Annotated in this window: 26 protein-coding genes and 1 pseudogene; 11 read left to right on the forward strand and 16 right to left on the reverse strand. The window is 70.5% G+C overall.

The genetic code is table 11. The features are described 5' to 3' along the window. Window positions 1-24: 24 nt before the first annotated feature. Window positions 25-954, reverse strand: coding sequence for a carbohydrate ABC transporter permease (locus ACQPZZ_RS17545; protein ID WP_432933321.1), 930 nt, complete (start codon window positions 952-954; stop codon window positions 25-27). A gap of 3 nt (window positions 955-957) precedes the next feature. Continuing rightward, entirely contained in the window at window positions 958-1,830 is an 873-nt protein-coding gene (locus ACQPZZ_RS17550; protein ID WP_432933323.1) for a carbohydrate ABC transporter permease, read from the reverse strand. Between the two features lie 312 nt (window positions 1,831-2,142). Here ACQPZZ_RS17550 and ACQPZZ_RS17555 point away from each other — a divergent pair, with 312 nt between their 5' ends. After that, window positions 2,143-3,240 (forward strand): LacI family DNA-binding transcriptional regulator, encoded by a 1,098-nt coding sequence (locus ACQPZZ_RS17555; RefSeq protein ID WP_432933325.1) that lies wholly within the window; start codon window positions 2,143-2,145, stop codon window positions 3,238-3,240. A gap of 177 nt (window positions 3,241-3,417) precedes the next feature. Here the strand turns inward: ACQPZZ_RS17555 and ACQPZZ_RS17560 are convergent, their stop codons facing one another. After that, window positions 3,418-3,861: a hypothetical protein gene (locus ACQPZZ_RS17560; RefSeq protein WP_432933327.1), complete on the reverse strand. Its 444-nt coding sequence runs from the start codon at window positions 3,859-3,861 to the stop codon at window positions 3,418-3,420. Between the two features lie 310 nt (window positions 3,862-4,171). Here ACQPZZ_RS17560 and ACQPZZ_RS17565 point away from each other — a divergent pair, with 310 nt between their 5' ends. Beyond that, the gene (locus ACQPZZ_RS17565) at window positions 4,172-4,711 is read left to right on the forward strand and encodes a hypothetical protein (protein ID WP_432933329.1); all 540 of its coding nucleotides are present in this window, start codon (window positions 4,172-4,174) and stop codon (window positions 4,709-4,711) included. Window positions 4,712-4,875: 164 nt separating this feature from the next. On the opposite strand, the gene ACQPZZ_RS17570 is transcribed toward ACQPZZ_RS17565, so the two are convergent. After that, complete coding sequence (locus ACQPZZ_RS17570; protein WP_432933331.1) at window positions 4,876-6,087, reverse strand: cytochrome P450; 1,212 nt, start codon at window positions 6,085-6,087, stop codon at window positions 4,876-4,878. 227 nt (window positions 6,088-6,314) lie between these two features. On the opposite strand from ACQPZZ_RS17570, the gene ACQPZZ_RS17575 reads away from it, so the two are divergent. Together ACQPZZ_RS17575 and ACQPZZ_RS17580 are read left to right on the forward strand one after the other, a co-directional pair. Then, window positions 6,315-6,944 carry a DedA family protein gene (locus ACQPZZ_RS17575; protein ID WP_363642677.1) on the forward strand — a complete coding sequence of 210 codons (630 nt, stop codon included), beginning with the start codon at window positions 6,315-6,317 and terminating at the stop codon, window positions 6,942-6,944. A 133-nt stretch (window positions 6,945-7,077) separates the two neighbouring features. Further along, window positions 7,078-7,569, forward strand: a complete 492-nt coding sequence (locus ACQPZZ_RS17580; protein ID WP_432933333.1) for a pyridoxamine 5'-phosphate oxidase family protein — start codon at window positions 7,078-7,080, stop codon at window positions 7,567-7,569. Window positions 7,570-7,583: 14 nt separating this feature from the next. Here ACQPZZ_RS17580 and ACQPZZ_RS17585 read toward each other — a convergent pair whose 3' ends face one another. Beyond that, a complete protein-coding gene (locus ACQPZZ_RS17585) occupies window positions 7,584-8,468 on the reverse strand; it encodes an NAD(P)H-binding protein (protein ID WP_432933335.1) in 885 nt (294 codons plus the stop codon). An 83-nt stretch (window positions 8,469-8,551) separates the two neighbouring features. Here ACQPZZ_RS17585 and ACQPZZ_RS17590 point away from each other — a divergent pair, with 83 nt between their 5' ends. After that, on the forward strand, window positions 8,552-9,115 hold the full coding sequence (locus ACQPZZ_RS17590; RefSeq protein WP_432933337.1) for a TetR/AcrR family transcriptional regulator: 564 nt from the start codon (window positions 8,552-8,554) through the stop codon (window positions 9,113-9,115). Between the two features lie 142 nt (window positions 9,116-9,257). Here the strand turns inward: ACQPZZ_RS17590 and ACQPZZ_RS17595 are convergent, their stop codons facing one another. Next, window positions 9,258-9,812, reverse strand: a complete 555-nt coding sequence (locus ACQPZZ_RS17595; protein WP_432933339.1) for a hemerythrin domain-containing protein — start codon at window positions 9,810-9,812, stop codon at window positions 9,258-9,260. A 47-nt stretch (window positions 9,813-9,859) separates the two neighbouring features. On the opposite strand from ACQPZZ_RS17595, the gene ACQPZZ_RS17600 reads away from it, so the two are divergent. Continuing rightward, window positions 9,860-10,279 (forward strand): hypothetical protein, encoded by a 420-nt coding sequence (locus ACQPZZ_RS17600; protein ID WP_432933341.1) that lies wholly within the window; start codon window positions 9,860-9,862, stop codon window positions 10,277-10,279. Between the two features lie 58 nt (window positions 10,280-10,337). Here the strand turns inward: ACQPZZ_RS17600 and ACQPZZ_RS17605 are convergent, their stop codons facing one another. Genes ACQPZZ_RS17605 through ACQPZZ_RS17615 form a run of 3 tightly spaced genes read right to left on the reverse strand, consistent with a single transcriptional unit; the run spans window position 10,338 to window position 12,855 of the window. Further along, window positions 10,338-10,997 (reverse strand): 3-oxoacid CoA-transferase subunit B, encoded by a 660-nt coding sequence (locus ACQPZZ_RS17605; RefSeq protein ID WP_432933343.1) that lies wholly within the window; start codon window positions 10,995-10,997, stop codon window positions 10,338-10,340. Beyond that, window positions 10,994-11,671 (reverse strand): 3-oxoacid CoA-transferase subunit A, encoded by a 678-nt coding sequence (locus ACQPZZ_RS17610; RefSeq protein WP_432933345.1) that lies wholly within the window; start codon window positions 11,669-11,671, stop codon window positions 10,994-10,996. The genes ACQPZZ_RS17605 and ACQPZZ_RS17610 overlap by 4 nt, the downstream gene beginning before the upstream one ends. After that, window positions 11,668-12,855, reverse strand: a complete 1,188-nt coding sequence (locus tag ACQPZZ_RS17615) for a thiolase family protein (RefSeq protein WP_432933347.1) — start codon at window positions 12,853-12,855, stop codon at window positions 11,668-11,670. The genes ACQPZZ_RS17610 and ACQPZZ_RS17615 overlap by 4 nt, the downstream gene beginning before the upstream one ends. 240 nt (window positions 12,856-13,095) lie before the next feature. On the opposite strand from ACQPZZ_RS17615, the gene ACQPZZ_RS17620 reads away from it, so the two are divergent. Together ACQPZZ_RS17620 and ACQPZZ_RS17625 are read left to right on the forward strand one after the other, a co-directional pair. Further along, window positions 13,096-13,446 carry a hypothetical protein gene (locus tag ACQPZZ_RS17620; RefSeq protein ID WP_363642660.1) on the forward strand — a complete coding sequence of 117 codons (351 nt, stop codon included), beginning with the start codon at window positions 13,096-13,098 and terminating at the stop codon, window positions 13,444-13,446. Window positions 13,447-13,493: 47 nt separating this feature from the next. Continuing rightward, window positions 13,494-14,102, forward strand: coding sequence for an O-methyltransferase (locus ACQPZZ_RS17625; protein ID WP_432933349.1), 609 nt, complete (start codon window positions 13,494-13,496; stop codon window positions 14,100-14,102). A 22-nt stretch (window positions 14,103-14,124) separates the two neighbouring features. On the opposite strand, the gene ACQPZZ_RS17630 is transcribed toward ACQPZZ_RS17625, so the two are convergent. From ACQPZZ_RS17630 to ACQPZZ_RS17640, 3 genes are all read right to left on the reverse strand, one after another. Continuing rightward, window positions 14,125-15,570: an MFS transporter gene (locus ACQPZZ_RS17630; protein ID WP_432933351.1), complete on the reverse strand. Its 1,446-nt coding sequence runs from the start codon at window positions 15,568-15,570 to the stop codon at window positions 14,125-14,127. Between the two features lie 143 nt (window positions 15,571-15,713). After that, complete coding sequence (locus tag ACQPZZ_RS17635; RefSeq protein WP_432933353.1) at window positions 15,714-16,043, reverse strand: hypothetical protein; 330 nt, start codon at window positions 16,041-16,043, stop codon at window positions 15,714-15,716. A gap of 167 nt (window positions 16,044-16,210) precedes the next feature. After that, on the reverse strand, window positions 16,211-18,871 hold the full coding sequence (locus ACQPZZ_RS17640) for an SNF2-related protein (RefSeq protein WP_432933355.1): 2,661 nt from the start codon (window positions 18,869-18,871) through the stop codon (window positions 16,211-16,213). Between the two features lie 167 nt (window positions 18,872-19,038). Between ACQPZZ_RS17640 and ACQPZZ_RS17645 the strand changes: the two genes are divergently transcribed. Next, the gene (locus ACQPZZ_RS17645) at window positions 19,039-22,467 is read left to right on the forward strand and encodes a helicase-related protein (protein WP_432933357.1); all 3,429 of its coding nucleotides are present in this window, start codon (window positions 19,039-19,041) and stop codon (window positions 22,465-22,467) included. A 162-nt stretch (window positions 22,468-22,629) separates the two neighbouring features. Here ACQPZZ_RS17645 and ACQPZZ_RS17650 read toward each other — a convergent pair whose 3' ends face one another. After that, entirely contained in the window at window positions 22,630-22,782 is a 153-nt protein-coding gene (locus ACQPZZ_RS17650; RefSeq protein WP_432933359.1) for a hypothetical protein, read from the reverse strand. Between the two features lie 162 nt (window positions 22,783-22,944). Here ACQPZZ_RS17650 and ACQPZZ_RS17655 point away from each other — a divergent pair, with 162 nt between their 5' ends. Together ACQPZZ_RS17655 and ACQPZZ_RS17660 are read left to right on the forward strand one after the other, a co-directional pair. Next, complete coding sequence (locus ACQPZZ_RS17655; RefSeq protein WP_432933361.1) at window positions 22,945-23,466, forward strand: TIGR03086 family metal-binding protein; 522 nt, start codon at window positions 22,945-22,947, stop codon at window positions 23,464-23,466. A gap of 136 nt (window positions 23,467-23,602) precedes the next feature. Then, complete coding sequence (locus ACQPZZ_RS17660; protein ID WP_432933363.1) at window positions 23,603-24,100, forward strand: HAD domain-containing protein; 498 nt, start codon at window positions 23,603-23,605, stop codon at window positions 24,098-24,100. Window positions 24,101-24,145: 45 nt separating this feature from the next. Here ACQPZZ_RS17660 and ACQPZZ_RS17665 read toward each other — a convergent pair whose 3' ends face one another. The 3 genes and pseudogenes from ACQPZZ_RS17665 to ACQPZZ_RS17675 form a co-directional block, all read right to left on the reverse strand. After that, complete coding sequence (locus ACQPZZ_RS17665) at window positions 24,146-25,237, reverse strand: ADP-ribosylglycohydrolase family protein (protein WP_432933365.1); 1,092 nt, start codon at window positions 25,235-25,237, stop codon at window positions 24,146-24,148. After that, the gene (locus tag ACQPZZ_RS17670) at window positions 25,234-25,809 is read right to left on the reverse strand and encodes a hypothetical protein (RefSeq protein WP_432934717.1); all 576 of its coding nucleotides are present in this window, start codon (window positions 25,807-25,809) and stop codon (window positions 25,234-25,236) included. Before ACQPZZ_RS17670 ends, ACQPZZ_RS17665 begins: the two co-directional genes overlap by 4 nt. Before the next feature lie 80 nt (window positions 25,810-25,889). After that, window positions 25,890-26,225: pseudogene (locus ACQPZZ_RS17675) on the reverse strand (aldo/keto reductase); the annotation flags it as partial.

A 26,225-nucleotide genomic window follows, 5' to 3' on the forward strand; every position in this document is an offset into this window, starting at 1 on the left:
TGGGAGCGGTCGTTCCTTGTCCGGTCACTCCTTGACGCTTCCGGCGGCCAGGCCCGACTGCCAGTAACGCTGGAGCAGCAGGAACGCCACGATCAGCGGGACGATCGTGAGCAGCGATCCGGTGATCACGAGGTTGAAGACGGCCTCGCCGCCCGCCGTGAGGGCCTGCTGGTTCCATTCCTTGAGGCCGACGGTGAGCGGATACCAGCTCGGGTCCTTCAGCATGATCAGCGGCAGGAAGTAGTTGTTCCAGGTCGCGACCACGTTGAACAGCAGGACCGTGACCAGGCCGGGGGCCAGCAGCGGCAGGCTGATGCGGAAGAAGGTGCGGAACTCGCCCGAGCCGTCCACCCGCGCCGACTCCAGGATCTCCTTGGGCACGGCGTCGGTGGCGAAGGTCCACATCAGGTAGAGGCCGAACGGCGAGACCAGCGACGGGATGATGATCGCCCACGGGGTGTCGGTCAGGCCCATCTTGGCGAACATCAGGAACGTGGGGACGGCCAGCGCGGTGCCGGGCACCGCCACCGCCCCGATCACCACGGCGAACACCGCCTTCTTGCCGGGGAAGTCGAACTTCGCCAGCCCGTAGCCGGCGAGTGCCGCGAGCAGGGTCGCGCCGCCCGCCCCGGCGACCACGTACAACAGGGTGTTGAGCAGCCAGCGGAGGAAGATCCCGTCGTTGTAGGTGAAGGCCGCGCCGATGTTGTCGAACAGGGCGAAGTCGTCGTCGAACCACAGGCCGGACGAGCCCAGCAGCCCCTCCTGGGTCTTGGTGGCGTTGATCACCAGCCACACCAGGGGGAGCAGCGTGTAGACGAGCATGAGCGCGGTCAGGACGGTGAGCGTCGCGTTGCGGGGGCCGCGCGGGGACCGGCGGCGCTTGATCACCAGAGGGCCGGGGCCGGTCTTGTGGCGAGGCGCCCGGTCGGCGGTGGGAGTGGAGGTCGCCATGGTTCAGACCGCCTTCCGCATGCCGCGCAGCTGGACGATGTAGGCGACGATCATCGTGATGATCCCCATGACGATGGCGACCGTCGCCGAGTAGTTGAACTGCTGCCCGTTGAAGGACAGCGAGTAGGCGTAGTAGTTCGGCGTGAAGTAGGTGGTGACCGAGTTCGGCGCGATCGTCTTGAGGATGCTCGGCTCGTTGAACAGCTGGAAGCTGCCGATGATCGAGAAGATCGTGGCGATCAGCAGCGCGCCGCGCAGGGCGGGAAGCTTGATCGCCCAGATGATCCGGAGCTGGCCGGCCCCGTCGAGCGCGGCGGCCTCGTACAGCGAGGGGTTCACCACCTTCAGCGCCGAGTAGAGGATCAGCATGTTGTAACCCACGAATTCCCACGTCACGATGTTGCCGATGGACGCGAGGACCAGGTCGGGCGACAGCGGATCGGGCAGTGAGACCCCGAACGCCTCGTTGAGGTTGCCGATCAGGCCGAACCTGGTGCCGTACATGAAGCCCCACATCAGCGTGGCGACGACCGCGGGCACCGCGTACGGCAGGAACACCGAGATCCGGAAGAACGCCGAGCCGTACAGCCTGCCGCTGTCGATCGCCAGCGCGACCAGCAGTGCGAGGAACAGCATGATCGGCACCTGGACGACCAGGAAGAGCGCGACGCGCCCGAACGCCGACCAGAACTGCGGGTCCTGCAGCGCCTTCAGGTAGTTGTCGGCGCCGACGAAGGACGTCCCCCCGATGAGCCGGGTGCGGAACAGGCTCAGGTAGACGGAGTACGCGATCGGGGCCAGGAAGACCAGGGCGAAGACCGCCATGAACGGCCCTGCGAACCGCCACCCGATCCATGACCGGCGTCTGCCGGTCATGGCCCCCCGACCATGCGAATACCCTTCCGAGACCACCGGCTCGCTCCTCTCCGCGGTGTGGTTACCGGCCGTGACTCTCCTGTTCACGTGAACATCACGAGCATGTTTACGTGAACATCGCGAGCGAACGAGCACGGCTCGGTTGTTGCGGAGGGTGATCTCTCGAGTCGCCAGGGTTATGTTTACGTAAACTTCTGCTGCGGTATGGTGGCACCCGTCCATTGAGAGGTCAAGGCTCGCCCACGTCACACCCGGTCGGATCGCGGCGTACGATCTCCGGCGACGGGGCGAGCAGGCGGGAGCGACACAGGAATGGATCCGGACGGCCCGGCCCGGCAGGTCCCGGCGCCGATCGGCGGTGCGCAGCGGGGCGGCTCGGGCATCCCGGGCGGGCGCCGCAAGCAGCGGGTCTCCATGGCCGACGTGGCCAGGCTCGCGGGCGTCTCGTCCCAGACGGTCTCCAGGGTCGCCAACGGCCATCCCGGCGTCGTCGGCGCGACCCGCGAGCAGGTGCTCGCGGCGATGCGCGAGCTGGGCTACCGGCCCAACAGCGCCGCCCGGGCGCTGCGCTACGGGCAGTTCAACACGATCGGCGTGATCCTCTTCGGGCTCGCGTCGACCGGCAACAGCCGCACCGTGGAGGCGATCGCGACCCACGCCGCGGCCGAGGGGTACGCGATCACGCTGATCCCCATCGGCGTTCCCACGCAGGACAACGTGCTGGGCGCCTTCACGCGGATGGGCGAGCTGGCCGTCGACGCCGTCATCGTCATCATCGAGATCCACCTGCTCGACGCCGGCACCGTGACGCTTCCTCCCGGAGTCCACGTCGTCGTCGTGGACTCCGACGCCGGAGACCGTTACAGCGTCGTCGACACCGACCAGGCCGAAGGCGCCCGGCTCGCCGTACGCCACCTCCTCGGCCTGGGCCATGAGACGGTCTGGCACGTCACCGGCCCGGAGACGTCCTTCGCGAGCCAGCGCCGCGCGCAGGCGTGGCGCCTGGCCCTGGAGGAGGCCGGACGCCCGGTGCCCCCACCGTTGCACGGCGACTGGTCGGCCGGGTCGGGCTACGCCGCCGGGCTGGCGCTGGCCGGCGAACCCGGCTGCACGGCGGTGTTCGCCTCCAACGACCAGATGGCCCTCGGCCTGCTGCGCGCCTTTCATGAGCAGGGGCGATCGGTTCCCGCCGACATCAGCGTGGTCGGCTTCGACGACATCCCCGACGCCTCGTGCTTCGTGCCACCGTTGACGACCGTCCACCAGGATTTCGCCGAGGTCGGCCGGCGCTGTGTCCAGGGCGTCCTGCGGCAGATCCGCGAGGGCGGCGCCTCGCGGCCCGGCACCGACCTCGTCCCCACCCGCCTGGTCGTCCGCGACAGCACGGCGCCGCCACGCACCCGGACCTGAGACGAGGCCCCGGGGCACGGGGATCCGGTCAGCAGCCGCCGCCGCAGCCGTCGTCTGAGCGGCGGCCCCGGCGGAGACCGCGGCGGCCGGCACGGCCCGGCAGGCGTCCCCGCGAAGTGCGCTCCGTGCCCTCGATCAGCTCCCGGGCGACACCGTACCGGCCGGGACGAGCATGGATCAGGTGGTTCTTCCGGCGGTCGGCGACGGCATGGCGGGGATCACGGCGGCGAGCCATCCGTCGGGGTCCGCGGTGAAGTGCGGCGCCTCCCGCGTCTCCCACCACGACCGCACGGCGAGGACCGTCTCCGCCTCTCCCGTCCGGCCGTCCCGGTAGGCGACCTCGCGTCGCCCGGTCTCCCTGACTACGACGCGGCCCCGCTTCGCGCCCGCGTCGTAGTCGTTCCAGTTGATGCCGTGGCCGGCCCACAGCATCTCCTGCATCTGGCCGGTGGACCTGCCGTGGAGCTCCGGTTGGGGGAACTTCGCCTGCGCGGCCATGGTGATGCTGTTGCGCACGCAGTCGCGCTGCCGCCACAGGAAGTAGTTCGCGACCTCGAGCGGGTCGGCCAGGGTGAACGCGCTGGCCCGATGTCCGCGCCGGCCGTACATGTCCGAGGGCATGGGGCATATCCTCGGAGAATCGACGGGAATAACGGGGAGCGGCCTTCGCGCCATGGCCACATGTCAGCGCCCGCCACCGGCGAATGCTGAAAACAACCGGCGCTTCGCCTTGAGTCCGAAAATAGCCCTTACCGAATGACGGCGAAAGCGTCACCGGGCATTCTGGTCGCCGAAACTAATATTCGGACCGGTGCCGGTTCTGCCCGTTCGGCAGAGTCGTCAACCGCTTGTGGGAAACGGTGCGCGGACGTATTTTGAGTGGGGCGGCGGCCTTTCGGCTCCCAGGGCTCTCGGATGAGGTGACCCGGCGATGAAGCGTCGATCAGACAGCGGTGTGCCCGACCCGAATGAAATCGCGGAGTTGCGGGTTCGGGCTGATGCCGGCGACCAGAACGCGGCGGGGCGCTTGGGGGAGTTGCTCGCCAGGAGCGGCGACAAGGAAGGCGCGCTGTACGTGTGGGCTCGAGCCTACGGCGACTCCTCGCCCACGACGAAGCGGTTGGCTGAGTTGATGGCCGAAGACGGTGATCTGCAAGGCGCGGTGCGGGCGTGGGAGGGGTCGGACGCTCTGTGGTACAACCCGGAAGGTCTTCATCAGGAGCACATGCGCAGCCTGGATCCCGAGGACCGGATGTGGGAAGACGACGGCCCAGAGGAGTGGGGGTTCATAGAGGCGGAGAAGTTGACCCTGATGCTGGTAGAGCGGGGAGATGAGGCGACAATCGCGGAGCTGCGGGCCAAGGCCGATGCCGGCGACTCCTACGCGGCGATGCTGCTGGCTGCGGGCGAAGAACGCTATCGCCGCAGAAAGAACGCGAGGGCGCGGCCAGAAGGCCCCCTCGCGGAGTGACCGTCGATCGGTGTGAAGACCTCGCCCGGCGTTCGGGTGCGAGTATCGGCATGTCGCGACTTCCTTCTCAGCTCAGCGGTTCCCGGGGCGCACGCCGTCGCGACCGTACCGGGAGCCCGCGGGGAGCGTGCCCGCCCGGGGAGGCCGCGGGCACGCTCCCGGGGTCACCAGCGGACTGGGACCTCGCGCAGACCGCCGACGGCCAGCCCCTCCACGCGTTCCAGCTCCTCCACGGGCACCGCCAGCTCCAGCGTCGGCAGCCTGCGCAGCAGCACCTCCAGGACGACCTGCAGCTCGGTGCGGGCCAGCGCCTGCCCCAGGCAGGAGTGGGCGCCGGAGCCGAAGGCCAGGTGGGGGTTCGGGCTGCGGGTCAGGTCCATCTCCGCGGCGTTCGCGAAGGCGGTCTCGTCGCGGTTGGCGGCTGCCATGCCGCACACCACGGTCGTGCCGCGGGGCAGCACCGTGCCGCCGACCTCGGTCTCCTCGGGCAGGTAGCGAGGCAGGCCGAAACCGGAGTTGGCGTCGAATCGCAGTGACTCCTCCACCGCGGTGCGGACCAGCGACGGGTCGGCCAGCAGCCGTTCCCACCGGGAGTGGTCGGCCAGCAGCATGGAGACCATCTTGCCGATCATGTTCGCCGTCGTCTCGTGCCCGGCGACCAGCAGAGCCATGCCGGTGACCACGATCTGGAGGTCGGACAGCCCACCCTCTTCGGGGCCGCCGGCCGCGATCAGCTCGCTCAGCAGGTCGTCTGCGGGCGCGGCGCGCCTGGCGGCGACGAGGTCGGACATGTACTGGAAGAAGTCGCCCTGCGCGGCCTCGGTCTCCGCCCTGCCGTACCGGGTGAGGTTGAGCAGGGTGTCGGACCAGTAGGAGAACCGGTCCCGGTCGGCGGAGGGCACGCCGAGCATGTCGCAGATCACGTAGACCGGCAGCGGGAAGCCGAGGCCCGCCCTGAGATCGCCCGGCGTGCCGCGCTTGACCATGTCGTCGACGAGGTCTTCGGCGATCTGAATCATGGCGGGCCGCATGGCGTCCATGCGCCTGACGGTGAACCACCTGCTGATCAGACGGCGCCAGTGCCGGTGCTCCTCGCCGCCGTCCGGGATGATCGCCGCCATCTCGCCGCCGAACACTCCGCCGCCGTCCGCCGACACCCGGGCCGCGTCGGCCGCGTCGAGCCTGCGGGTGAAGCGCGGGTCGGCCAGCACCTGCTTGACGTCCTCGTAACGGGTCAGCAGCCTCGCTCGGTCGCCGCTGGGCAGCGTGACGTGCGCGACCGGACAGGTGGCGCGCAGTTCGGCCCATTCCGCCGGCGGATCCAGCGCCGCGTCGTTGGGGATCGGGTAGTTCAGGATCTGCTCGTCGGCATTCATTCCGCGTCTCCTCGTACATAGGTGGTCGGTCGCCGCGAACCCTCCTGATCGGAAGGACGGCGCCCATCACGTATGCCCGGGTAAGCGTGAAGGCCGGTCGTGCGGGTGTCCGTCGGTAGGCAAACTCCCGGAATGTCTCAGGGGCGGACCGCGACCGTCCACGCGGCGGCACGCGTAAGCGCGCCTCCTTCCGGAGACGACAACGGTGGGGGCCGCGTGGAGGACCGGTGGACACGATCATCAATTGGCTGTGGGGCCTGTCGGGCATCGTGCTCTACACGGTCGTGGCCGCGCTGGTCTTCGCCGAGGACGCGCTGTTCGTCGGCTTTGTCGTGCCGGGCGAGACGGCCGTGGTGCTCGGCGGTGTGTTCGCCGCCGAGGGCAGGCTGTCGGTCTACTGGCTGGGGCTCGTGGTGACGCTGGCCGCAATCGCCGGCGACAGCACGGGCTACTTCATCGGCCGCCGCCTCGGCCCCAGCGTCCTGGACGTACGGGTGCTGCGCCGCCGCCGCGATCGCGTGGAGCGGGCCCGGGCGCTGATCCGCCGCTGGGGTCCTCAGGCGGTGCTCGTCGCGCGGTTCGTCGCGTTCCTCCGCGCCCTGATGCCGACCCTGGCCGGGGTCTCGCACATGGATTATCGGCGGTTCTTCCTGTTCAACGTCCTGGGCGGGGTGATCTGGGGAGTCGGTTACACGCTCGTCGGCTTCTTCGCCGGAGCGGCGTACGAGCGGGTGCGGACGGCCGTCGGCGGTGTGGTCGCGGGCGTCATCGCCGCGGCCGTCGTGGCCGCGCTGGTCGTGTGGCGCGTACGGCGGCACCGCAGAGGCTCCCGCGAGCGCGAGGACGTCACTCACTGACCCGGGCAGCGGGGTCTGCCGGGGGAGCCTCTCGGCTGGTCGAACACGTGACGATCTCGACCGCGGCTGTTTGTCGGTCCCGTCTGACAGGCTGGATCCGCTGTCAATTCGGAATCGCATGAAGGGGGGCCGCATGGCCGACTGGCGTGAGGTGGCCGAATCGGCACCGGAGTTCGCCGGCTGGATCAGGGCGTTGTTCGAGTCGCACAAGCACAAGACCATCGCGACGCTGCGCAAGGACGGTTCACCGCGGGTCAGCGGCATCGAGGCCTACATCATCGGCGACGACCTGTGGTTCGGATCGATGCCCGGTGCTCTGAAAGCCCGCGACCTGCGGCGTGACCCGCGCTTCGCGCTGCACGGCCCTCCGGTTCTCCTCGGCGCCGGCGATCCCGCCGGTGCGGCCGGCGACACGAAGCTGTCCGGATACGCGGTCGAGGTCACCGATCGGGACCGGATCGCGCCGATGCTGGCCGCACGCGGGTTCGGTCCCGGTGACTTCAGCGAGTCCCATTTCTTCACGGCCGACATCCGTGAGGTCGTCCTGACGCGGATCGAGGGGACCGCCATGGTCATGGATCTTTGGCGTCCGGGGCAGGGACTCCGCCGTCTCGAGCGCGCCTAGACTGCATCACTTTTTCAGGAGGCCCCGGCGTCCGCGGCGGGCTTGAGCACTTCCCTGCACCAGGTGCGGAAGTCCGTCGATGTGGGTGTGGCGGTCGCCCAGTCCGCGTCGTAGATGCCGTGGTCCTGCGCGGCGAACGCCTCGGTCACGTCCTTGACCGCCTGGTCGCCGGCGCCTCGGGAGCGGAGAAGCGACGCGTAGTCGTCCACGCTCGTGCGACGGTAGGCGACCGGCCGCCCGAGCTCCTGGCCGATCACCTCGGCCATGCCGTCAGGGGTCAGCCGGTCGGGACCGAACACGGGGAGGTTCTCCTGCCCGGTCCAGGACAGATCGGTGAGCAGGCCGGCGGCGATGCCGGCGATGTCCCGTGTCGCGATCAACGCCAGCGGCAGGTCACCTGCACAGGTCAGGGAGAACGCGCCGTGCCCGCGGATCGCATCGAGTTGCCCGAGGAGGTTCTCCATGTAGAAAGGCATGGACAACGCCCGATACGCCGCACCGGACGTGCGAAGTTCGGCGTCCATCGCGAAGGCCGCCGAGAGAACGCCGGCCGGGGCCGGCCAGCCGTGCCCGGCGCTGGACACCCCGACGACGTGACCGACCTCGTGGCGGGCGATGGCAGCGGCACCCGCCCGGGCGAAACTGAGGTAGTGCTCCTCGGCGCTCGGCGCCCGCGGGTTCGGCGGGACGAGCCAGAACAGCGCTTCCGCCCCGGGCAGTGCCTTGTCGAGCACGGCCGGATCGTCGTGGGAGCCGTCGACGACCTCGACCCGCTCGCGGACCGTGTCATCCAGACGCGAGGCGTCACGGACGATGACCCGGACCTCCTTGTCCTGGTCGAGCAACTGACGGACCAGCTGACTGCCGATCCGTCCTGTCGGTGTGGTGACGACGATCATCGAATCTCCTCTAACGTGAACATGAACTCCGGTTCCGAATATAGAGACGGCGTCCACGCACCGTCAACTAAAGTGGAGTGACCATGACCGCTCCCGAACGTGCGCTGCGCGCCGACGCCCGGCGTAACCGCGAGGCCGTCCTCGACGCCGCCGGCGAGCTGTTCGCCCGGCGAGGCGACGCCGTGCAGATGGACGAGATCGCCGAGCGCGCGGGCTTGGGCGTCGGCACCCTCTACCGGCACTTCGCCGACAAGCAGGCGTTGCTCGCGGCGATCATCGGCCGCCGGTTCGAGGCGATGACCGCCCTGGCCCGCGCCGCCGACGAGGCCGAGGATCCCTGGGTGGCCTTCGAGACGCTGCTCTACGGCTATCTGGAGTCCGCGCAGGCCGACGCCGCGTTCCGCTTCGCGCTCCTCGGCCCGGAGGAACCGAGCTGGAACGACATCGCCGCGGAGAAGACGGATTTCTCGGCGATCACCGAACGCATCGTGCGGCGCGCCGTCGGCGCCGGCCGCCTCCGCGAGGACTTCCGCGCCGATGACTTCGTCCTCATCACCCGTGGCGCCATGGCGAACATGACCGGTGCCGGTGACTGGCGCAGGCACCTGACGCTTCTGCTCGAGGGCATCCGCGGCCCCGAACGCTGATCCGCACCGACCCTCCGGATGCCCGGCGCCGGGGGTTCCGGTGGTCGACACGATGCCACTGGGCGGCGGGGCCGACGTCCCCTGCGCGCTGTGGTTGCCGATCGAGCTGGACACGTCTTCGTCCTGATCGCCGGCACGGTCTTCAGCGCCTGGGGCCGGTCCCGGGGGAGCCCCCGGGAGGTGCTCGTCGCCCGTCAGTCCTTGTTCGACTGCCGCCAGTCCCGGACGGCGTCGCGGATCTTGTTGAACACGGCCACGGGCGGCCCGGCCGGCATGTTCGCGGTCGCGGACTCCCCGGCGCCCGGGTGGGGTCTGGTGGGTGAGATCGCCTCGGCGCCCGGACCGCACCGGCCCTGCGGCGCAACCTCTCGGGGGACGTCTCCCTACGCAGCCGGGGGAATTCCTCCCGCTCCTCGTGCGTGGCGTGCTCGACGACCGCCTTCTCCAGGGCGGCCAGCCTCGTGTCGAACTCGGGATGGTCGACGCCGAGGTCGTACAGGTCGGACAGGGCGTGCTTCGCCTCGTCCTCCTCGTGCAGCCGGGCCTCGACGACCTCGTCTCCCGCCTTCGACCGCGCCGCCGGATGCACGACCTGCTCCTCCGCGCTCTCGTGCACCGCCGGCAGCCGTACGAGTTCGTTGAACAGCTCACGCCTGCGCCCGCCCCGCGCCGGCGTCCCTACACCCCGACCCGCCACGGCAGGTGTTCGGTGAGCCGGAGGGCACCGTGATACGTGTTAGGGCCATGAGGATTTCGCGTGCCGCGCTGCTGCCGCTGGCGGCCCTGCCCGTCCTGGCCGTCACGGCTCCCGCCGAGGCGGTCACGGCGCACAGACACCTGCTCGTCGAGTTGCGGGAGGAGGGCGGGTTCGCCGGGCTGCACAACAGGGTGGCCGTCTACACGGACGGCTGCGCCGTGCTGAGCCGCCGTACCGGACCCACCGTCCGCAAGTGCCTGACCCCCGCCGAGTGGCGCGGCCTGCGCGGTTCGCTCAAGCACCTGCGGCTCGGCCGGTCCGAGCCCCCGCCGCAGGGGGCGGACTTCCTCGCCTACCGGCTGACCTACGGGAGTCACCAGGCCACTCGCTACACCTTGCCGCCGACCTGGCAGCCGGTCGTGAGCGAGCTGGACAAGATCCTGGTCAAATACTCGACCCCCAACTGACCCTCCGCTCCCCGCACGGGTCGTCCGTGCACCCGGCGGCGTTTTCCGGCGTCCACAGCTACGCGAGGCGTATGGCGATGTCCAGCCGGGAGGCGAGCTCGGCCACGCTCGTGCCGTACGTCTCTGTCACGGTGACGCCGCCGGGGCCGATGTGGAAGACGGCCAGGTCGGTGTAGAGGCGGCTGACGCAGGCCAGCCCGGTGAGCGGGTAGGTGCACTCGGGGACGAACTTGGGCGTGCCGTCCTTGGCGAACAGCGTCATCATGACGAACACCTGCTTGGCCCCGGTGGCCAGATCCATCGCGCCGCCGACGGCGGGGATGGCGTCGGCGGCGCCGGTGTGCCAGTTGGCCAGGTCGCCGCGCTCGGAGACCTGGAAGGCGCCGAGCACGCACACGTCGAGGTGACCGCCGCGCATCATGGCGAAGGAATCGGCGTGGTGGAAGTAGGAGGCGCCCGGCAGCTCGGTGACGGGGATCTTGCCGGCGTTGATCAGGTCGGGGTCGACCTCGTCGCCGCGGGCGGCGGGACCCATGCCGAGCATGCCGTTCTCGGTGTGCAGGACGACCCCGGAGCCGGCCGGGAGATGGTCGGCGACCGTCGTCGGCTGACCGATGCCGAGGTTCACGAACGAACCGGACGGGATGTCCCGGGCGACGAGGGCGGCGAGTTCGTCGCGGCCGAGCGGGCCCCGGCCGAGGTGCTCCACGGTGCTCACTGCGTTCCCTCCGCTGCGCTCAGGTCCAGAATCCGGTCGACGTAGATGCAGGGGGTGACCACCGTCTCGGGGTCCAGCGCGCCGGTGTCGACGACGTGGTTCACCTGCGCGATCGTCATGGTCGCGGCGGTCGCCATGACCGGCCCGAAGTTGCGCGCGGTCTTGCGGTAGACGAGGTTGCCCATCCGGTCGCCGGCGTGGGCGCCGATGAGGGCGACGTCGCCCTTGAGTGGATACTCCAGCACGTAGTCGCGGCCGTCGATGGTGCGCGTCTCCTTGCCCTCGGCCAGCGGCGTGCCGACCCCCGTGGGGCAGTAGAAGGCGCCGATGCCGGCCCCGGCCGCGCGCATACGCTCGGCGAGGGTGCCCTGCGGGACGACCTCCAGCTCGATCTTCCCGGCGCGGTAGAGGCCGTCGAAGACCCACGAGTCGCTCTGGCGCGGGAACGAGCAGATCATCTTGCGGACCCGCCCGGCGGCCAGCAGCGCCGCCAGGCCGGTGTCGCCGTTGCCCGCGTTGTTGCTGACCACGGTCAGGTCGGTCGCGCCCTGCCGGATCAGCGCGTCGATGAGCCGTACGGGCATGCCGGCCATACCGAAACCGCCGATCAGCACGGTGGAGCCGTCGGCGATGCCCGCCACGGCCTCGTCGGGGTCGGTGAACACGGTGGTCATGCGGCGCTCACGTTCTCCAGCACGACGGCCAGGCCCTGGCCGACGCCGATGCAGATCGCGGCCAGGCCCCACCGTTGGCGGCGCTCGCGCAGCACGTGGGCGAGCGTGCCGAGGACACGCCCGCCGGAGGCGCCCAGGGGGTGGCCGATGGCGATGGCGCCGCCCCTGGTGTTGACGATCTCGGGATCGATCTTCCAGGCGTCGAGGCACGCCAGCGACTGGACGGCGAACGCCTCGTTCAGCTCGACGGCGCCGATGTCGTCCCAGCCGATGCCGGCCCGGCGCAGCGCCTGGTTGGCGGCCTCGACGGGCGCGTACCCGAACATCTGGGGCTCCAGCGCGCACGCGGCGCGGCCCGCGACGCGGGCGATCGGGTCGGCGCCGATCCGGGCGGCGGCCGCCTCCGAGCCGAGCACGACCGCGGAGGCCCCGTCGTTCAGCGGGGAGGCGTTGCCGGCCGTGATGGTGCCGTCGGGGCGGAAGGCCGGCTTGAGCCCGGCCAGGATCTCCGGCGTCGTGCCGGGCCGGATGCCCTCGTCACGGGCCAGGTCGGCGCCCTCCACCGGGACGACCAGGTCGTCGTAGAAGCCGTCGTTCCACGCCGCGTCGGCCAGCACGTGGGACCGTACGGCGAAGGCGTCCTGCCGCTCGCGCGAGATGCCGAAGCGCTCCTGAAGCTGCTCGTTGGCCTCGCCGAGGGAGACCGTCCACTCCTTGGGCATCCGGGGGTTCACCAGCCGCCAGCCGAGGGTGGTGGAGACCGCGGTCACATCCCCGGCGGGGAAGGCCCGAGACGGCTTGGGCAGCACCCAGGGGGCCCGCGTCATCGACTCCACGCCGCCGGTGACGACGACGTCGGCGTCGCCGCTCTCGACGGTACGCGAGCCGATCATGGCGGCGTCCAGGCTCGACCCGCACAACCGGTTGACCGTGGTGGCCGGCACGGTGACCGGCAGCCCGGCCAGCAGCACGGCCATCCGGCCGACGTTGCGGTTGTCCTCGCCCGCGCCGTTGGCGTTGCCCCACACGACGTCGCCGATCTCCGCCGGATCCAGCTGGGGGAGCTTTGCCAGGACGCCGCGCAACGCGGTGGCCGCCAGGTCGTCCGGGCGGACACCGGCGAGCGCTCCGTTGAACCTGCCGAACGGCGTGCGCGCCGCGGCGTAGACGAAGGCCGAACCCATGACGCTCCCTTCTGTTCGCTATGCGAACACGAGTTCATTATGCGAACATTCTGAGCATAGTCCATGCCTGTCGCCGTGCTGCCGGGCGGATCCGCACCTCGAAACAGGGGGAGGCGCCGCCGGCGGCCGGGGCCGGGACGTGGGGCTGCAGGGAGTTCCATGTGGATCACAAGGACCACGCGCCACGCTGGTGCGGAAAAGTGACGGACCTTTGCGACAACCGACGTGAGGACAGCAACCGTGACCAGGAAGTTCGCCGCGGGCGTGGCCGTTGCCCTGACCGCGCTCATCGTGCAGCCGTCGATCGCGCGGCCGGCCGGCGCCGCGACGACGTACAGCAGCCCATGCCAGGGGATTCGCAACTGCGCGGGTGAGATGCAGAGCGGCGAGGGATGGATGATCGAGACCCCGGTCAAGAATTGGAAGCGGGTGGTCTACCGGTTCAAGCACCTGAAGAAGAGCGAGAAGAGGGTGTGCGCCCACGAGTACCCCCGCCTGACCATGTGGATCAATGATCCGGACAGCAGGCGCCACAAGACGGTCGTCATCAAGGCGTCCGGCACGCTTCCCCGCCGCGCCTGCTCCTACTAGGGACAGACGCGTTGATCTACGCCGCCGGGTTGCCCTAGCTTGGGGCGATGTCGATTGACGGTATGGCGGCATATGACGGCGTCGAGGGATTGCCTCCGCTGGTCAGGCGCGCGGTCGAAACGGCACGGCAGGCGGGCTTCGCCCCTTCCTGCCGCCCTGAACAGGGGCGACTGCTGTACGCCCTGGCGGCCGGCGCCGAGATGATCGGGGAGACCGGCACCGGGTGCGGAGTGGGCCTGGCGTGGCTGGCCTCCGGCGCCCGGCCCGGGGCCCGGCTGGTCAGCGTCGAACGGGATGCCCACCGGGCTTCCCTGGCCGCCCAGGTCTTCCACGATCACCCGCAGGTGTCGGTGATCGGTGGTGACTGGCGGGAGATCCATCGGGACGGGCCGTATGACCTGCTCGTGCTCGACGGTGGCGGCCAGGGCAAGGGCGCCGAGCAGCCGGCTGATCCGCACCGGCTGCTCAGGCCGGGAGGAACGGTCGTCATCGACGACCTGACCCCGGCACGGCACTGGCCGCCGCGGTTCGACGGCGTCGTCGACCGGGCGCGGATGCACTGGCTCGATCATCCGGGGCTGGACGCGGCGGAGCTCCGGCTCGGGCCGGATCTGGCCGCGCTCGTCGCCACTCGTCGTTTCGCCGCCGATCAGTGATCGAGGCGATCCCTTCCCCGGCTCAGGGCTTGGCGGTGGTGACGGGCTCGGCGGGGACGTCGCGCCCGGTCGCAGGGGTCGACATGCGCGTGGGGAGTGCCAGTGTGACGGCGGCGGCGACGAGGGCGGCGGCGCAGCCGATCAGCATGCCGGCACGGAAGCCGTCCTCCGACGGCAGGACGTGGCCGGCCAGTCGCACGGTCATCTGTGACAGGACGACGCCGACCACCGCGGCCGAGACGGTGGTGCCGATGGAGCGCATCAGCGTGTTGAAGCCGTTGGCGGCGGCGGTCTCGGAGCGGGGAACCGCGCTCATGATCAGCGCGGGCATCGCCCCGTAGGCCAGGCCGACGCCGGCGCTGCAGACGCAGGTGACGATCAACATGCCCCAGGCGGAGCCCAGCAGCGCCATCGAGGAGCCGTACCCGAGCGCCATGACCAAACTGCCGGAGATCAGGGTGACCTTGGGGCCGTGGGCGGCCGACAGGCGGGCGCCCAGCGGCGAGACGGCCATCATCACCAGGCCGGAAGGGGCCATCCACAGGCCGGCCGCCAGCATCGACTGGCCCAGGCCGTAGCCGGTGGCCGCCGGGAGCTGCAGGATCTGCATGACGATCAGCGCCTGGGCGTACATCGAGAAGCCGACCACGATCGAGGCCAGGTTGGTCAGCAGCACCTGCCGCCGCGCGGTGACGCGCAGGTCGACCAGCGGGTCCTTCACGTGCAGCTCCCACCAGCCCCACAGCAGCAGCACGACCGGCGCGGCGGCGAGCAGGCCGAGCGTGGTGCCGCTCGACCAGCCCCAGTCGGCGCCCTTGGAGACGCCCAGCAGCAGGCACACGAGCCCGGCTCCCAGACCGAGCACACCGGCGACGTCGATCCGGCCCGCGGCGCGGGCGGGCGTGGCCGGGACCAGCAGCCGGATCAGCACCGCGACCAGCACGCTCAACACGGCCACGCCCCAGAACAGTGCCCGCCAGCTCGCGTATTCGGCGACCGCCGCCGCGAGCGGCAGGCCGAGCGCGCCGCCGATCCCCATCGACGAGCTGAGCAGCGCGATGGAGGGGCCGAGCCGCTCCGGCGGCAGAAGGTCGCGCAGGGCGCTGATGCCCAGGGGGATCATGCCCATGCCCATGCCCTGCAGGCCCCTTCCGATAATCATCGGCGTCAGGGAATCGGCCACGGCGCAGACGGCGCAGCCCGCGATCAGCGGCACCGAGCAGAGCAGCATCATGCGGCGCTTGCCGTAAAGGTCGCCGAGGCGGCCGGTGACCGGGGTGGTGACCGCTCCGGCGAGCAGCGTGGCGGTGATCACCCATGAGGCGTTCGACGCGGTGGTGTGGAGAAGGCCCGGCAACTCGCCGACCAGTGGCACCACCAGGGTCTGCATGAGCGAGGCGACGATGCCGGCCATCGCCATCACGCTGACGATGCCACCGGGGCGGGCGGCGGACGTGGAGCCTTCCACGCGGGTCTCCCTTGATCGGCGATCAGAGCGATGTGCACCTTACACACCATGTGTTACCCGAAGGCCTTCCCGTCCGCATGGTGGGAGCTCATGTCACTCAGTCCGGGGCCGGGAGGTTCAGGGCGGCCAGGAAGCGTACGCCTTCAGGGTCGTGGCGCTCGAAGCCGAGCCGGAAGTGCCGGACGGTCCTTGCGAAGAGTGTTGCGAAGACGCCGGCGACGGCCGGGCGCGGAGGCGGCGTGGCCGGCGCAGTTGATTAGGTACTCCCCGGTCCTTCCTCGGGAGTCGACCGTGTGGACGATGAAGTTGGATTCCCCGTCGTGGGTGAAGCGGATCAGGCCGGGCTTCTTCGTGGCGTGGATGCGGACGACGTCGTCGCCCTCGCCCCGGTAGGTGGTGTCGGCCTGCGCGGCGGCCGGCGTGGTGAGCGCGGCGGCTGTCAGGGTGAAGACGGCGAGGATGCGGCGGAGCATGGGAGTTCTCCTGGGGAGGGGGAAACGGTAGGTGCGTCACTGACCGCGAGAACCGCGAGTCAGCGAACGGCTACTGCCCCAAGTAAAGCACGCTGTGAACCGTACACACAATGAAATACGTGGTTCCATGAACCCCCGTGCCGTCGCGGTCCGCAGGCGAGGGGTCGTCAGGTCGTGGCAGAGGCGCGCTGGGCGAGGCGTTGGCGCTCGGCGGCGACGACCTGGCGGGCGAGTTCGGCCTCGGAAAGGTCGACCGCTTCCGGAGCCGAGTCGGCCATGTCGCTGACCCGGGCGAAGTCGTCGAACAGCCGCTTCTTCCCGGCCACGAGTTCGATGATTCGCTGATCGACGGTGTCTTCGGACAGCAGCCGGTGCACCTGCACCGACTGCACCTGACCCATGCGGTGCGCGCGGGCGATGGCTTGGGCTTCCGTGGTGGGCTTGAGCTGAGGCTCGCAGATGACGACGACGGACGCGGACTGGATGTTGAGCCCGACGCCGCCGGCCACGATCTGGGCGACGAGCACGGCGCCATGCTTGGCCGACGAGAACTGGTCCACCATCTGCTGGCGTTGGCCGGCGGGCACCGACCCCGTCAGGGGCCCGAACACCGGGCCCGGCAACGACCGGACGAGCAGGTCCAGTATGTCCCTGAAGTAGGAGAACACGATGATCCGCCGCTCGTTCTCCTCCGCCTCGCGGACGATCTCGATGAGCCGCCGCACCTTTTCGGAGCGAGGCCCTTCGAGCATGGCCGCCTGGCGCATCTCCATGAAGTTCCCGCGCCCGACGGCCGCGCGGTAACGGGAGGCGTCCGCTGCGGACATGGGCAGCCATTCGTCGACCTCGATGAGCTCCGGGAGCTCGGTCAGCACGTCCTCCTGGTTGCGGCGGAGATACGCCGGTGCGATCTGCCGCCTGAAGGTTCTCGGCGACAGGTCCGTGGCGTCGACGGTGAGGTCGGGGCGGACGTACGAGGCGAGATTGCGAAACTCGTCGACCTTGTTCTCCAGCGGCGTGCCGGTGAGCAGGATCGCGCGGTCCGAGCGCGCGATGAGGCCGTTGGTCCTGATCGTGCGCTGTGCCTGAGGATTCTTGATCAGGTGAGCCTCGTCGACCACGACGCACGCCAGATCGCGAAGCTCCTTCAGTCCGGGCTCCCACCACGCCAGGGTCTCGTACGTCGTGATGGCGACCCCGCCGTCGCGTATCCATGCCCGGGCCGCGCGCTCGCGATCCGGCCCGTGGACGCGGTGCGCTCGCAGCTTCGACTTGCCGGTCACCTCGCGGACCCAGTTGGTCACCACGGCGGCCGGGCAGATCACCAGAAAGTGGGTCTCACCCCGGCTGCGCAGGTGGGCGAGCACGGCAAGGGCCTCGACGCTCTTGCCGAGGCCCATCTCGTCTCCGATGATGACCTTGCGTTGCACAAGTGCGAAGCGGGCCGCGAAGCTCTGGTAGCCGCGCAGTGACGCGGTCAGGTGTTCACCGCTCAGTGCCTGGTCGCGTACCGCCTTGATGATCTCCTCCGGGAGATCCCCGTGCACCGCGTTCTCGTCCTCGGTGATGAAACCGAGCTCGGAGAGCATGGCGAAATAGTCGGCGGGCCGCGAGAGGAAGTCGTCCCACGGATCCGCGCCGACGCCGCCCGGGCCGGACCCCGGCGAGCCACGGAGCAGCTCGGCGCGCCGTTTGACGATCTGGATGCTTTCGCGCAGTCCGGCGGCGGGCAGCGTTCTGGTCGGAATCACGAGAAGGTGACTCGTCCTGCCTCCGAGGACCGTCCGCAGCGGGTCCAGCTCGGCCGCTCGCTCCAGATCGGCGGACGCGCCGCGGGTCTGACGGCACGCGTCCCATTCGGCGAGGCGCCGCAGCAGGTGGGTGGTCTCCGGCCGGCGGCTGTTGATGTCGATGCGTACGGGCGTCTCGTCGTACGTCGTCTGCCAGAGCGTCCGCGCCGCTCCGAGCATGCGTCGTGCGGACATCTCTCCGACCCCGGGCAGCGCCTGCAGAGACATGCCGCGGTCCAGCACGTCCTGCACCGTGGTGATGCCGGCCGGGGAGAGCGGACTCAGCCGCAGGCGCTCACGGGTGGCCGCCTTCAGCGCGTCCACCGGCATCTCCCGCAGGAGCCGCTGAGCCTCCGCGCGCCGGACCTTCTCGCCCGCGTCGCGCGCGGCCGATCGATACGAGGCCTCGCTTGCCACGACCCTGGCGATGACGGCCAGCGCCTCGGCCAGGCCGTCGAAGGCCGAGCGGTCCACGATCGCCGGCTCCGGGCCGGTGTGCCCGGAGACGAGGTCGAGGCGAAGGGCCGGGTCGAGCAGCGCGCCGAACCCGGATCCCGGCCCGCCGACGGCCGCGGTGAAGGTCCCGAGCTGCTCCAGCCGCCCCGGTCCGCCGGCCTCGGTGAACGTCGCATGCCAACGCCGTAGGAGCTCGGCCGCGGCGTCCGCCGACTGCTTCCTCGCCGAGCCGGTGAAGAAACGACGCACACCGAGCGCGGGGCCGACCTCGGCGATCGCGCGGGGGGCGTCCTCGGTGAGCAGCCGCAGCAGGGCACGATCACCGGCTGTCGTCTCGGGAAGGTTCGCGCGCTCCCACAGGTGCCTGACGACGCCGGTCTCGTCCGTCCCGAGTGGGACCACCCGCCACGCGGCTTCGCCCGCCCGGGTGATCTCGAGGCTGCGCGAGCGCAGGTGCCGCTCGCCGCCGGCGGCGGCCTCACGGACGGCGTGGTGCCAGGCCCGCAGCTCCTCGGCTCGCCGTCCCCACTGCGTGAAGTCCGCCACGAGGCGACGAATCTGTTCGCGCTCTGTCTTGTTCATGCCTCGCCACACGGGTTCGATCAGTTAGCGTCAGGCGATGGTAAAGCACCCGCCTGTGACGGGGAACAGGACCGCCAAGGAGACAGCAGGGGTACCGGCGCCGCGCTCGTCGGTATTTGGCGCTGATCGTCGGTAAGGTCTGCAGACCGACGATCTGGAGGTCATTGGTGAGGCTCGAGGATCTTGTGTCCGGTGTCCGGGTGTCCGGGGTGGTGTCCGGCGAGACGGTCTCGGTGATCGCCGCGCAGTGGCACGGTTCCGACGCGCTGGAACTGACCTTCAAGACCCTCGATGGAGGGCTGCGTCAGCAGGTGCTCTTCCGGACCGATGAGGCGAAGCTGAGCCCCTCCGACGCGGGCAGCCGGCCGTTCGACGCGGACCCGGAGGAGTTCCGGCTGGTCGCCGAGGCGCAGCGGATCTCCTTGGCCGGTCTGTTCGATCCGATGCTCGCCGTGGCCACCAGTGCCGTGCAGCCGTTGCCCCACCAGATCCGGGCCGTGTACGACGAGATGCTCGACCGCACTCCGCTGCGGTTCCTCCTGGCCGACGACCCGGGCGCCGGGAAGACGATCATGGCCGGGCTGTACATCAAGGAGCTTCTGCTCCGCGACGACGTGAAGCGCTGCCTGATCGTGGCGCCCGGCGGACTCGTCGACCAGTGGCACGACGAGCTGTTCTTCAAATTCGGCCTGCGCTTCGACATCCTGACCACGGCCATGGCCGACAGCGCGCTCGGGTCGAGCGTCTTCGAGCAGTACCCGCTGCTCATCGCGCGGATGGACCAGCTCGCGCGCAACGAGGATCTGACCGCGCAGCTCGACGACGCCGAGTTCGACCTGGTCGTCGTGGACGAGGCCCACCGAATGGGGGCCCACTACTTCGGCGGCAAGCTGAACAAGACCCGCCGCTTCCAGCTCGGCGAGAGGCTGCGCGACCGCACGCGTCATCTGCTGCTGATGACGGCCACCCCGCACGCCGGCAAGGAGGAGGACTTCCACCTCTTCCTCACGCTGCTCGAGCGGGACGGTTTCGAGGGCAAATTCAAGTCGGGCGTGCACAACGCCGACACCACCGGGCTCATGCGGCGCATGGTCAAGGAGGACCTGCTCACCTTCGAGGGCAGGCCGCTCTTCCCCGAACGGATCGCGCAGACCGTGCCCTACGAGCTCACCGAGGACGAGCAGGACCTCTACGAGCGCGTCACCGACTACGTGCGCGAGGGGATGAACCGCGCCGATCGCCTGGACGACAAGCGCCGCAACACCGTCGGCTTCGCGCTGACGGTGCTCCAGCGACGCCTCGCCTCCAGTCCCGAGGCGATCTACCGGTCCCTGGTCCGGCGCGCCGCACGGCTGCAGCGCCGCCGGGACGACCTGCTCCACGGCCGTGGCGTCGCCGGCGAGCTCGCTCCGATCGACCCGGCCGGCTGGGACGACGACGAGCACAGCGCCGAGGAGGTCGAGCGAATCGAGGAGGAACTGCTCGACGCGGCCACCGCAGCGCGCACCATCGAGGAGCTCAACGCCGAGCTCGCCGATCTCGACCAGCTCATTCACGTCGCCCTCCGGGTGCGCGATCTCGACAGCGACCGCAAGTGGGTCGAACTGCGCAAGATCCTCGACGACAACGACCTCATTCATCCCGGTGCGGAGAAGCCGCGCAAGCTGATCATCTTCACCGAGCACCGAGACACCCTCGACTACCTCGCCCGCAAGATCCGCTCGCTTTTCGGCAGGCCCGGCACCGTACAGGCCATTCACGGCGGCGTCCGCCGTGCCGACCGGCGCGCCATCACCGAGGAGTTCACCAAGAACCCGGCCTGCCAGGTGCTCCTGGCCACCGACGCGGCCGGTGAGGGGCTCAATCTCCAGGCCGCCCACCTGATGGTCAACTACGACCTCCCGTGGAACCCCAACCGCATCGAGCAGCGTTTCGGCCGCATCCACCGGATCGGCCAGACCGAGGTGTGCCGCCTGTGGAACCTCGTGGCCGCCAACACCCGCGAGGGGGAGGTGTTCGGCCGGCTGCTGCAGAAGGTCGAGGAGCAGCGCAAGGCCTACGGCGGCAAGGTCTTCGACGTTCTGGGGTCGGCCTTCGACGAGACACCGCTGCGCGAGCTGCTGATCGAGGCCATCCGGTACGGCGACCTCCCCGAGACCCGGGCCAGGATGGAGCAGGTCATCGACGATTCGGTCGCCCACGGCCTCAAGGAGCTTCTCCAGGAACGCGCGCTCACCCACGACGTCATGTCAGACGCGGACCTGGCCCAGATGCAGCGCGTCATGGAGGAGGCGCGCGCCCGCCGGCTGCAGCCGCACTACATCGAGTGGGCCTTCCGTTTCGCTTTTCAGCGCCTCGGCGGCCGGCTCGCGAGACGTGAGCGCGGTCGCTACGAGATCGCGCACGTTCCCGCGGCGGTCCGCGCCGTCACCAAGCACGGCCCTGTCGCCAGCCGTTACGAGCGGGTGACGTTCGAACTCGACCGCATCGACGTCCCCGGCAAGCCCCGTGCCGACCTGCTCGCCCCCGGGCACCCGCTCCACGACGCCGTCGCCGAGCTCACCATCACGCAGCTGCGCCCCATCCTCGAGCGCGGGACCGTCCTGGTCTCCGCGGACGTGGAGGAGCCGAACCTGCTGGCCGGCGTCGTGGAGGAGGTCGTCGACGGCACCGGGGCGTCGATCGCCCGGCGGTTCGGCTACGCCTACGTCGACGCCGCCGGCCAGGTCAGGCCCGCCGGTCCCGCGCCGTACCTCGACTGCGTGGCCGCGCCGCACACCCCCGCCGTGGCGGCGGTCACGAAGACGGCCTGGCTCGCCGAGGCCGAGTCCCGGGCCCGCACCTGGATCATCGGTCACCAGCTCAAGGAGTACCTCGGCGAGGTGGCACCCCGCCGGCTCGCCGAGATCGAACGGACCCGGGCGCGGGTGGACGAGCGACTGGCCCACGAGTCGGACCGGCTCGTCGGCGAGGCGGTCGCGGCTCAGGAAAAGGAGCGGGCCGGCATCAGGCCGAAGGAGAGCTCCGACAGTCTTCTCCGCAAGGCGCAGGACCTCCAGGTCCGGCGGGAGACCCGTCTGGCGCTGCTGGAGCAGCAGGCACAGCTGGCGACCAAGCCGCCGCGCATCATGACCGCCGCGCTGGTGCTGCCGCTGTCCATGGTGGAGACCGAAATCGCAGCCGACGCCCCCATCCATGCCAGGGAGACCAAGGCCGTCGAGCGGCGCGGCGTCGACCTGGTGCTCGCGACCGAGCGTGCTCTCGGCCGGGAGCCGCGGGAGCGGGCGTTCAACAACCCCGGCTACGACATCCTGTCCCTGCCCTCCGACGGCGGCCCCTCCGTCCGCATCGAGGTCAAGGCGCGGATCGAGGGAGCCGAGGACTTCTACGTCACCCACAACGAGATCGTCACCGGCAAGAACGCCGCCCCTCATTACCGGCTCGCACTGGTCACCGTCAGCACGGCCGGCCCGGAGTTCGACCAGGTGCGGTACATCGCCGATCCCTTCGCCGGCGTGGACCTCGGTGACCTCGCCGCCACCGGCGTCCGGGCCGACTGGCCGAGAACCTGGGCCGCCGGCAGCCGGCCCTTCTGACCGTTGCCGCCGCTCATGGGCGATGCGGCCGATGCAGGTGAACGTTTGCCGATCCGGATACGTGCACAGACGGTGATCTCGAGTTTGAGGGATCACCGGTCGTCGTCGGATCAGGTCCGGGGTGGTGGCTCGGCCGGGCGTCGGGCTCGGCCAGGACTTGCTCTACCAGGGCCGCCCCGGCCGTCCGAACACCTCGCCGATTTCCAAGAAGCGGCCGGACAGCCGGGACACCGGACCGCCGAGGAACGGCCGGAAGCGGGTGCCGAGCATGCGGCCGCTGCTCCGCATCGTGTGGGAGAAGCCGCCCTTGATCACTCCCGCGATCCGGTGGAAGTCCTTGGCGATCGTCCCTGCCGGACGAAGTCGAAGGCGTCGAGCCCCGCGTACGGGTTGATCCAGCCGCGCTGTCGCGTTTCTACAAGCCGCGCCTCGGACGGGCGGGGCACGATGGCAGACATGGAAGAGATGATGCCTCCGATGACGCGCGCCACCGAACGGACCGTGGCGTTGGTGCGGGCGGTGCGGCGTGAGCAGCTCGGGCTGCCGACGCCATGCGCGAAGTTCGACGTGCAGGACCTGATCAACCACCTCGAGTGGGCGGCGGAGCTGTTCGAGTCGCTGGCTCACAAGGGGCCACGCATCGAGCAGGGGCCCTACGCCGGCGACTTCCCCGAGCGGGCGGAGCGTGCGCTGGCCGCCTGGTCGCGGCCCGAGGCGTGGGAGGGGACCAGCCCCGCCATGGGCCTGCCGATGACCACGCTGGCGCACATGTACCTCGTCGACATGGTCGTGCACGGCTGGGACCTCGCCACAGCCACCGGTCAGGAGTACGAGCCGGACCCCGAGGCCGTCTCGCGGGCGCGGAGCTTCACGGACAAGATGGTGGAGATGGGCAGGCAGCACGGCGCCTTCGGGCCGCCGGTCGCGGTGCCGGACGACGCCCCGCCGTTCGACCGGCTGCTCGGCGTCATCGGCCGGGACCCGGCCTGGAGACCGTGAGCCGGCCGGCCGCTGTCACGATCCCGCCCTCGCCGGCCGGTGCGGATGGTCGGTCCGTTCCGGGCGCCGCACGCGTGTGTGCCGCGCCCGCTTCCGAACGCGGCGTACTTGTGAAACGTGACAAGGCCGACCCGGCATGACCGCTCAGACCGAACGCCCGCTGCTCTTCCTCGACGTCGACGGGCCGCTTCTCCCGTTCGGCGAGGACCCGCACCGCGCACCGCGGGGTACTGCACCCGGTGCGCGCTGGGCGCGGCTCACCGCCACGCCGGGGAGGCGGCTGGCGGCGCTGCCCTGCGAACTCGTCTGGGCGACAACCTGGGAAGAGGAGGCGAACGCCGAGGTGGCACCCCGAATCGGGCTCCCGCGGCTGCCCGTCGTGCGCTGGCCGGAGCCGACCGACCGAGATGAACGTGAGGACCGATGGTTCGGGCTGTGCTGGAAGACCCGGACCCTGGTGAGCTGGGCGGCCGGACGCCCGTTCGCCTGGGTCGACGACGAGATCACCGGCGCGGACAGGGAGTGGGTCGCCACGCACCATCGCGGCCGAGCTCTCCTCCACCGTGTGGAGTCATACCGGGGGCTCACCGACGACGACTTCACGACCCTCGAACGATGGTTTCGGAGCCGGTGAGTCAGCTCGTTCCCACTGGGTGGCCCGGCCGTGTGCCGGGCAGGGTCAGCAGCCGGGGTACTTGCCGGGTGCGAGGCGGCCGCCGGTGAACTCGGTGATGAAGTCGCCGGCGAGTTCCACGACGGTGTCTCTGCCTTCCAGCCGCGACAGCCAGCGCTGCGGAAGGGCCGCCTCGCCGTACGCCGTGCCGAGGAGGTTGCCGCAGAGGGAACCGGTGGAGTCGCTGTCGCCGGAGTGGTTGACCGCCAGCAGCAGCGCCCGCTCGATGTCGTCGCCGCTCACGAGGGCGCAGTAGACCGCGATCGCGAGCGCCTCCTCGGCCACCCATCCGCCGCCGAGCGTCTCCACCGCTTCCGGCGACGGCTCCGCCGTACCGGCCAGGGCGACCGCCGCCTCGATCGCGGCGGCGGTCTCCTCGTGCGCGGGCCGCTCGCCGAGCAGCGCGAGGGAGTCGGGTACGGCCTCCGCGGGCAGTGCGCCCTGGGCCAGCAAGCAGGTCAGCGCGGCGAAGGCCCCGGCGGCCAGATACCCGGTGGGGTGCCCGTGCGTGATCTGGGCGCACCGCGCCGCGAGCGTGAACGCCTCCTCCGCGTCGCGGGTGGCCAGCCCGAACGGCGCGGAGCGCATGACGGTCCCGCAGCCCTTGGAATTGGGATTGACCGGCCCGGGCGTGCCGAGGGCGGCGAGCGGGCCGGGAGCGGCGCGCAGCCCGGACAGGCAGGCGTTGCCGGGCGCGCGACGCGAGTACAGCCAGGCCTGCTCGCGGAGCCGTCCGGTGCGGACGAGATCGTCCGCCGGTGGCGGCACGCGGTGCTCCTGGGTGTCGAGCCAACGCAGGTACGCGTGGCGGATCACCTGCACCTCATCGCAGGTGCCTCGCTCCCGCACGCGTACGTGGGCGCGGATCAGGCCTTCGGCGGTGAACAGCGTCATCTGGGTGTCGTCGGTGATCAGGCCGGTCCTGCCGCGCCAGTCGGGCGTGAGGTCGGTCAGCCCCGCCTTGCCGTGATCGCGGCGGATGGCGCTGATCGGGTCGAACTCGACGGGCGCGCCGAGGGCGTCGCCGATGGCCCCGCCGAGCAGGCAGCCGCGTACCCGCGCGTCGAACGGAATGTCGCCCAATTTGGCATCGCTCACGATTGACTCCTTTCGTTCCCTGGAGTGAACCGTAGCGGTCTTGCCGTGAGGCCGCCGATCAGATGGAACCGGTGCTCACCTTGCGTAGGAAACATCCGGCCTGCTCGGGCCGGGTCGTCGGAGGAGCCGGCCTCGGCGCCGGACGCGGGAGGGGCCGCGGCGGGGACGAGCAGCGCCACGACGGCCGTGGCCGAGACGATGGCGGCGCCCGTCCACAGCGCGGCCCGCAGTCCGGACACGAACGCCTCAGCCGAGCCGTAGCCGCCCGCGGTGGCGAACACCCCGGACAGTACGGCGACGCCCATCACGATGCCGATCTGCCGCATCGCGTTGTTGACGCCCGAGGCCACGCCGTGCTCGGCGGCCGAGACGAAGTCCATCGTCTGCCGGATGCCGTGCGCGAAGAACAGGCCCATGCCGACGCCGGCGGCGACCAGCAGGCGGCGCACGCCCAGCCGCTCGCCGAACGCCCCCGCGAGCAGCGCCACCAGAACCGGCATGAGCGTGCAGGGCAGGGTACGCAGCCCGGCGTCGAGCGGCGGGTAGCCGAGCACGTCCTGCAGGAACTGCACGAACAGGAAGACGGCCCCATCATGCCGCGGTAGCGCACCTTGCCGGCGCGGACCAGGTCGGTCAGGGCGCCCAGCGTCTCGTCGATGTCGACGGCGGGGTCGGGACGGTGGACCTGGTAGAGGTCGATCCAGTCGGTGCGCAGGCGGCGCAGGCTGTCGTCGACCGCGCGGTTGATCCACCGGCGGCTGTTGCCGCCCTGGTTGGGGTCGTCGCCCATCACGCCGTGCACCTTGGTGGCGAGGAACACGTTGTCGCGCGTGCCGCTCTCGGCGAGGAACCTGCCGATCAGCTCCTCCGACTCGCCGCCGGAGTACACGTCGGCGGTGTCGATGACGTTGATCCCGGCGTCGAGCGCCCGCTGGATGATCTTGGCGGTCTCGTCGTAGCCGTTCTCGCCCCACCAGCCGAACATCAT

Origin of the sequence: Microbispora sp. CA-135349, from assembly GCF_050947365.1 — a bacterium.
Classification (GTDB): domain Bacteria; phylum Actinomycetota; class Actinomycetes; order Streptosporangiales; family Streptosporangiaceae; genus Microbispora.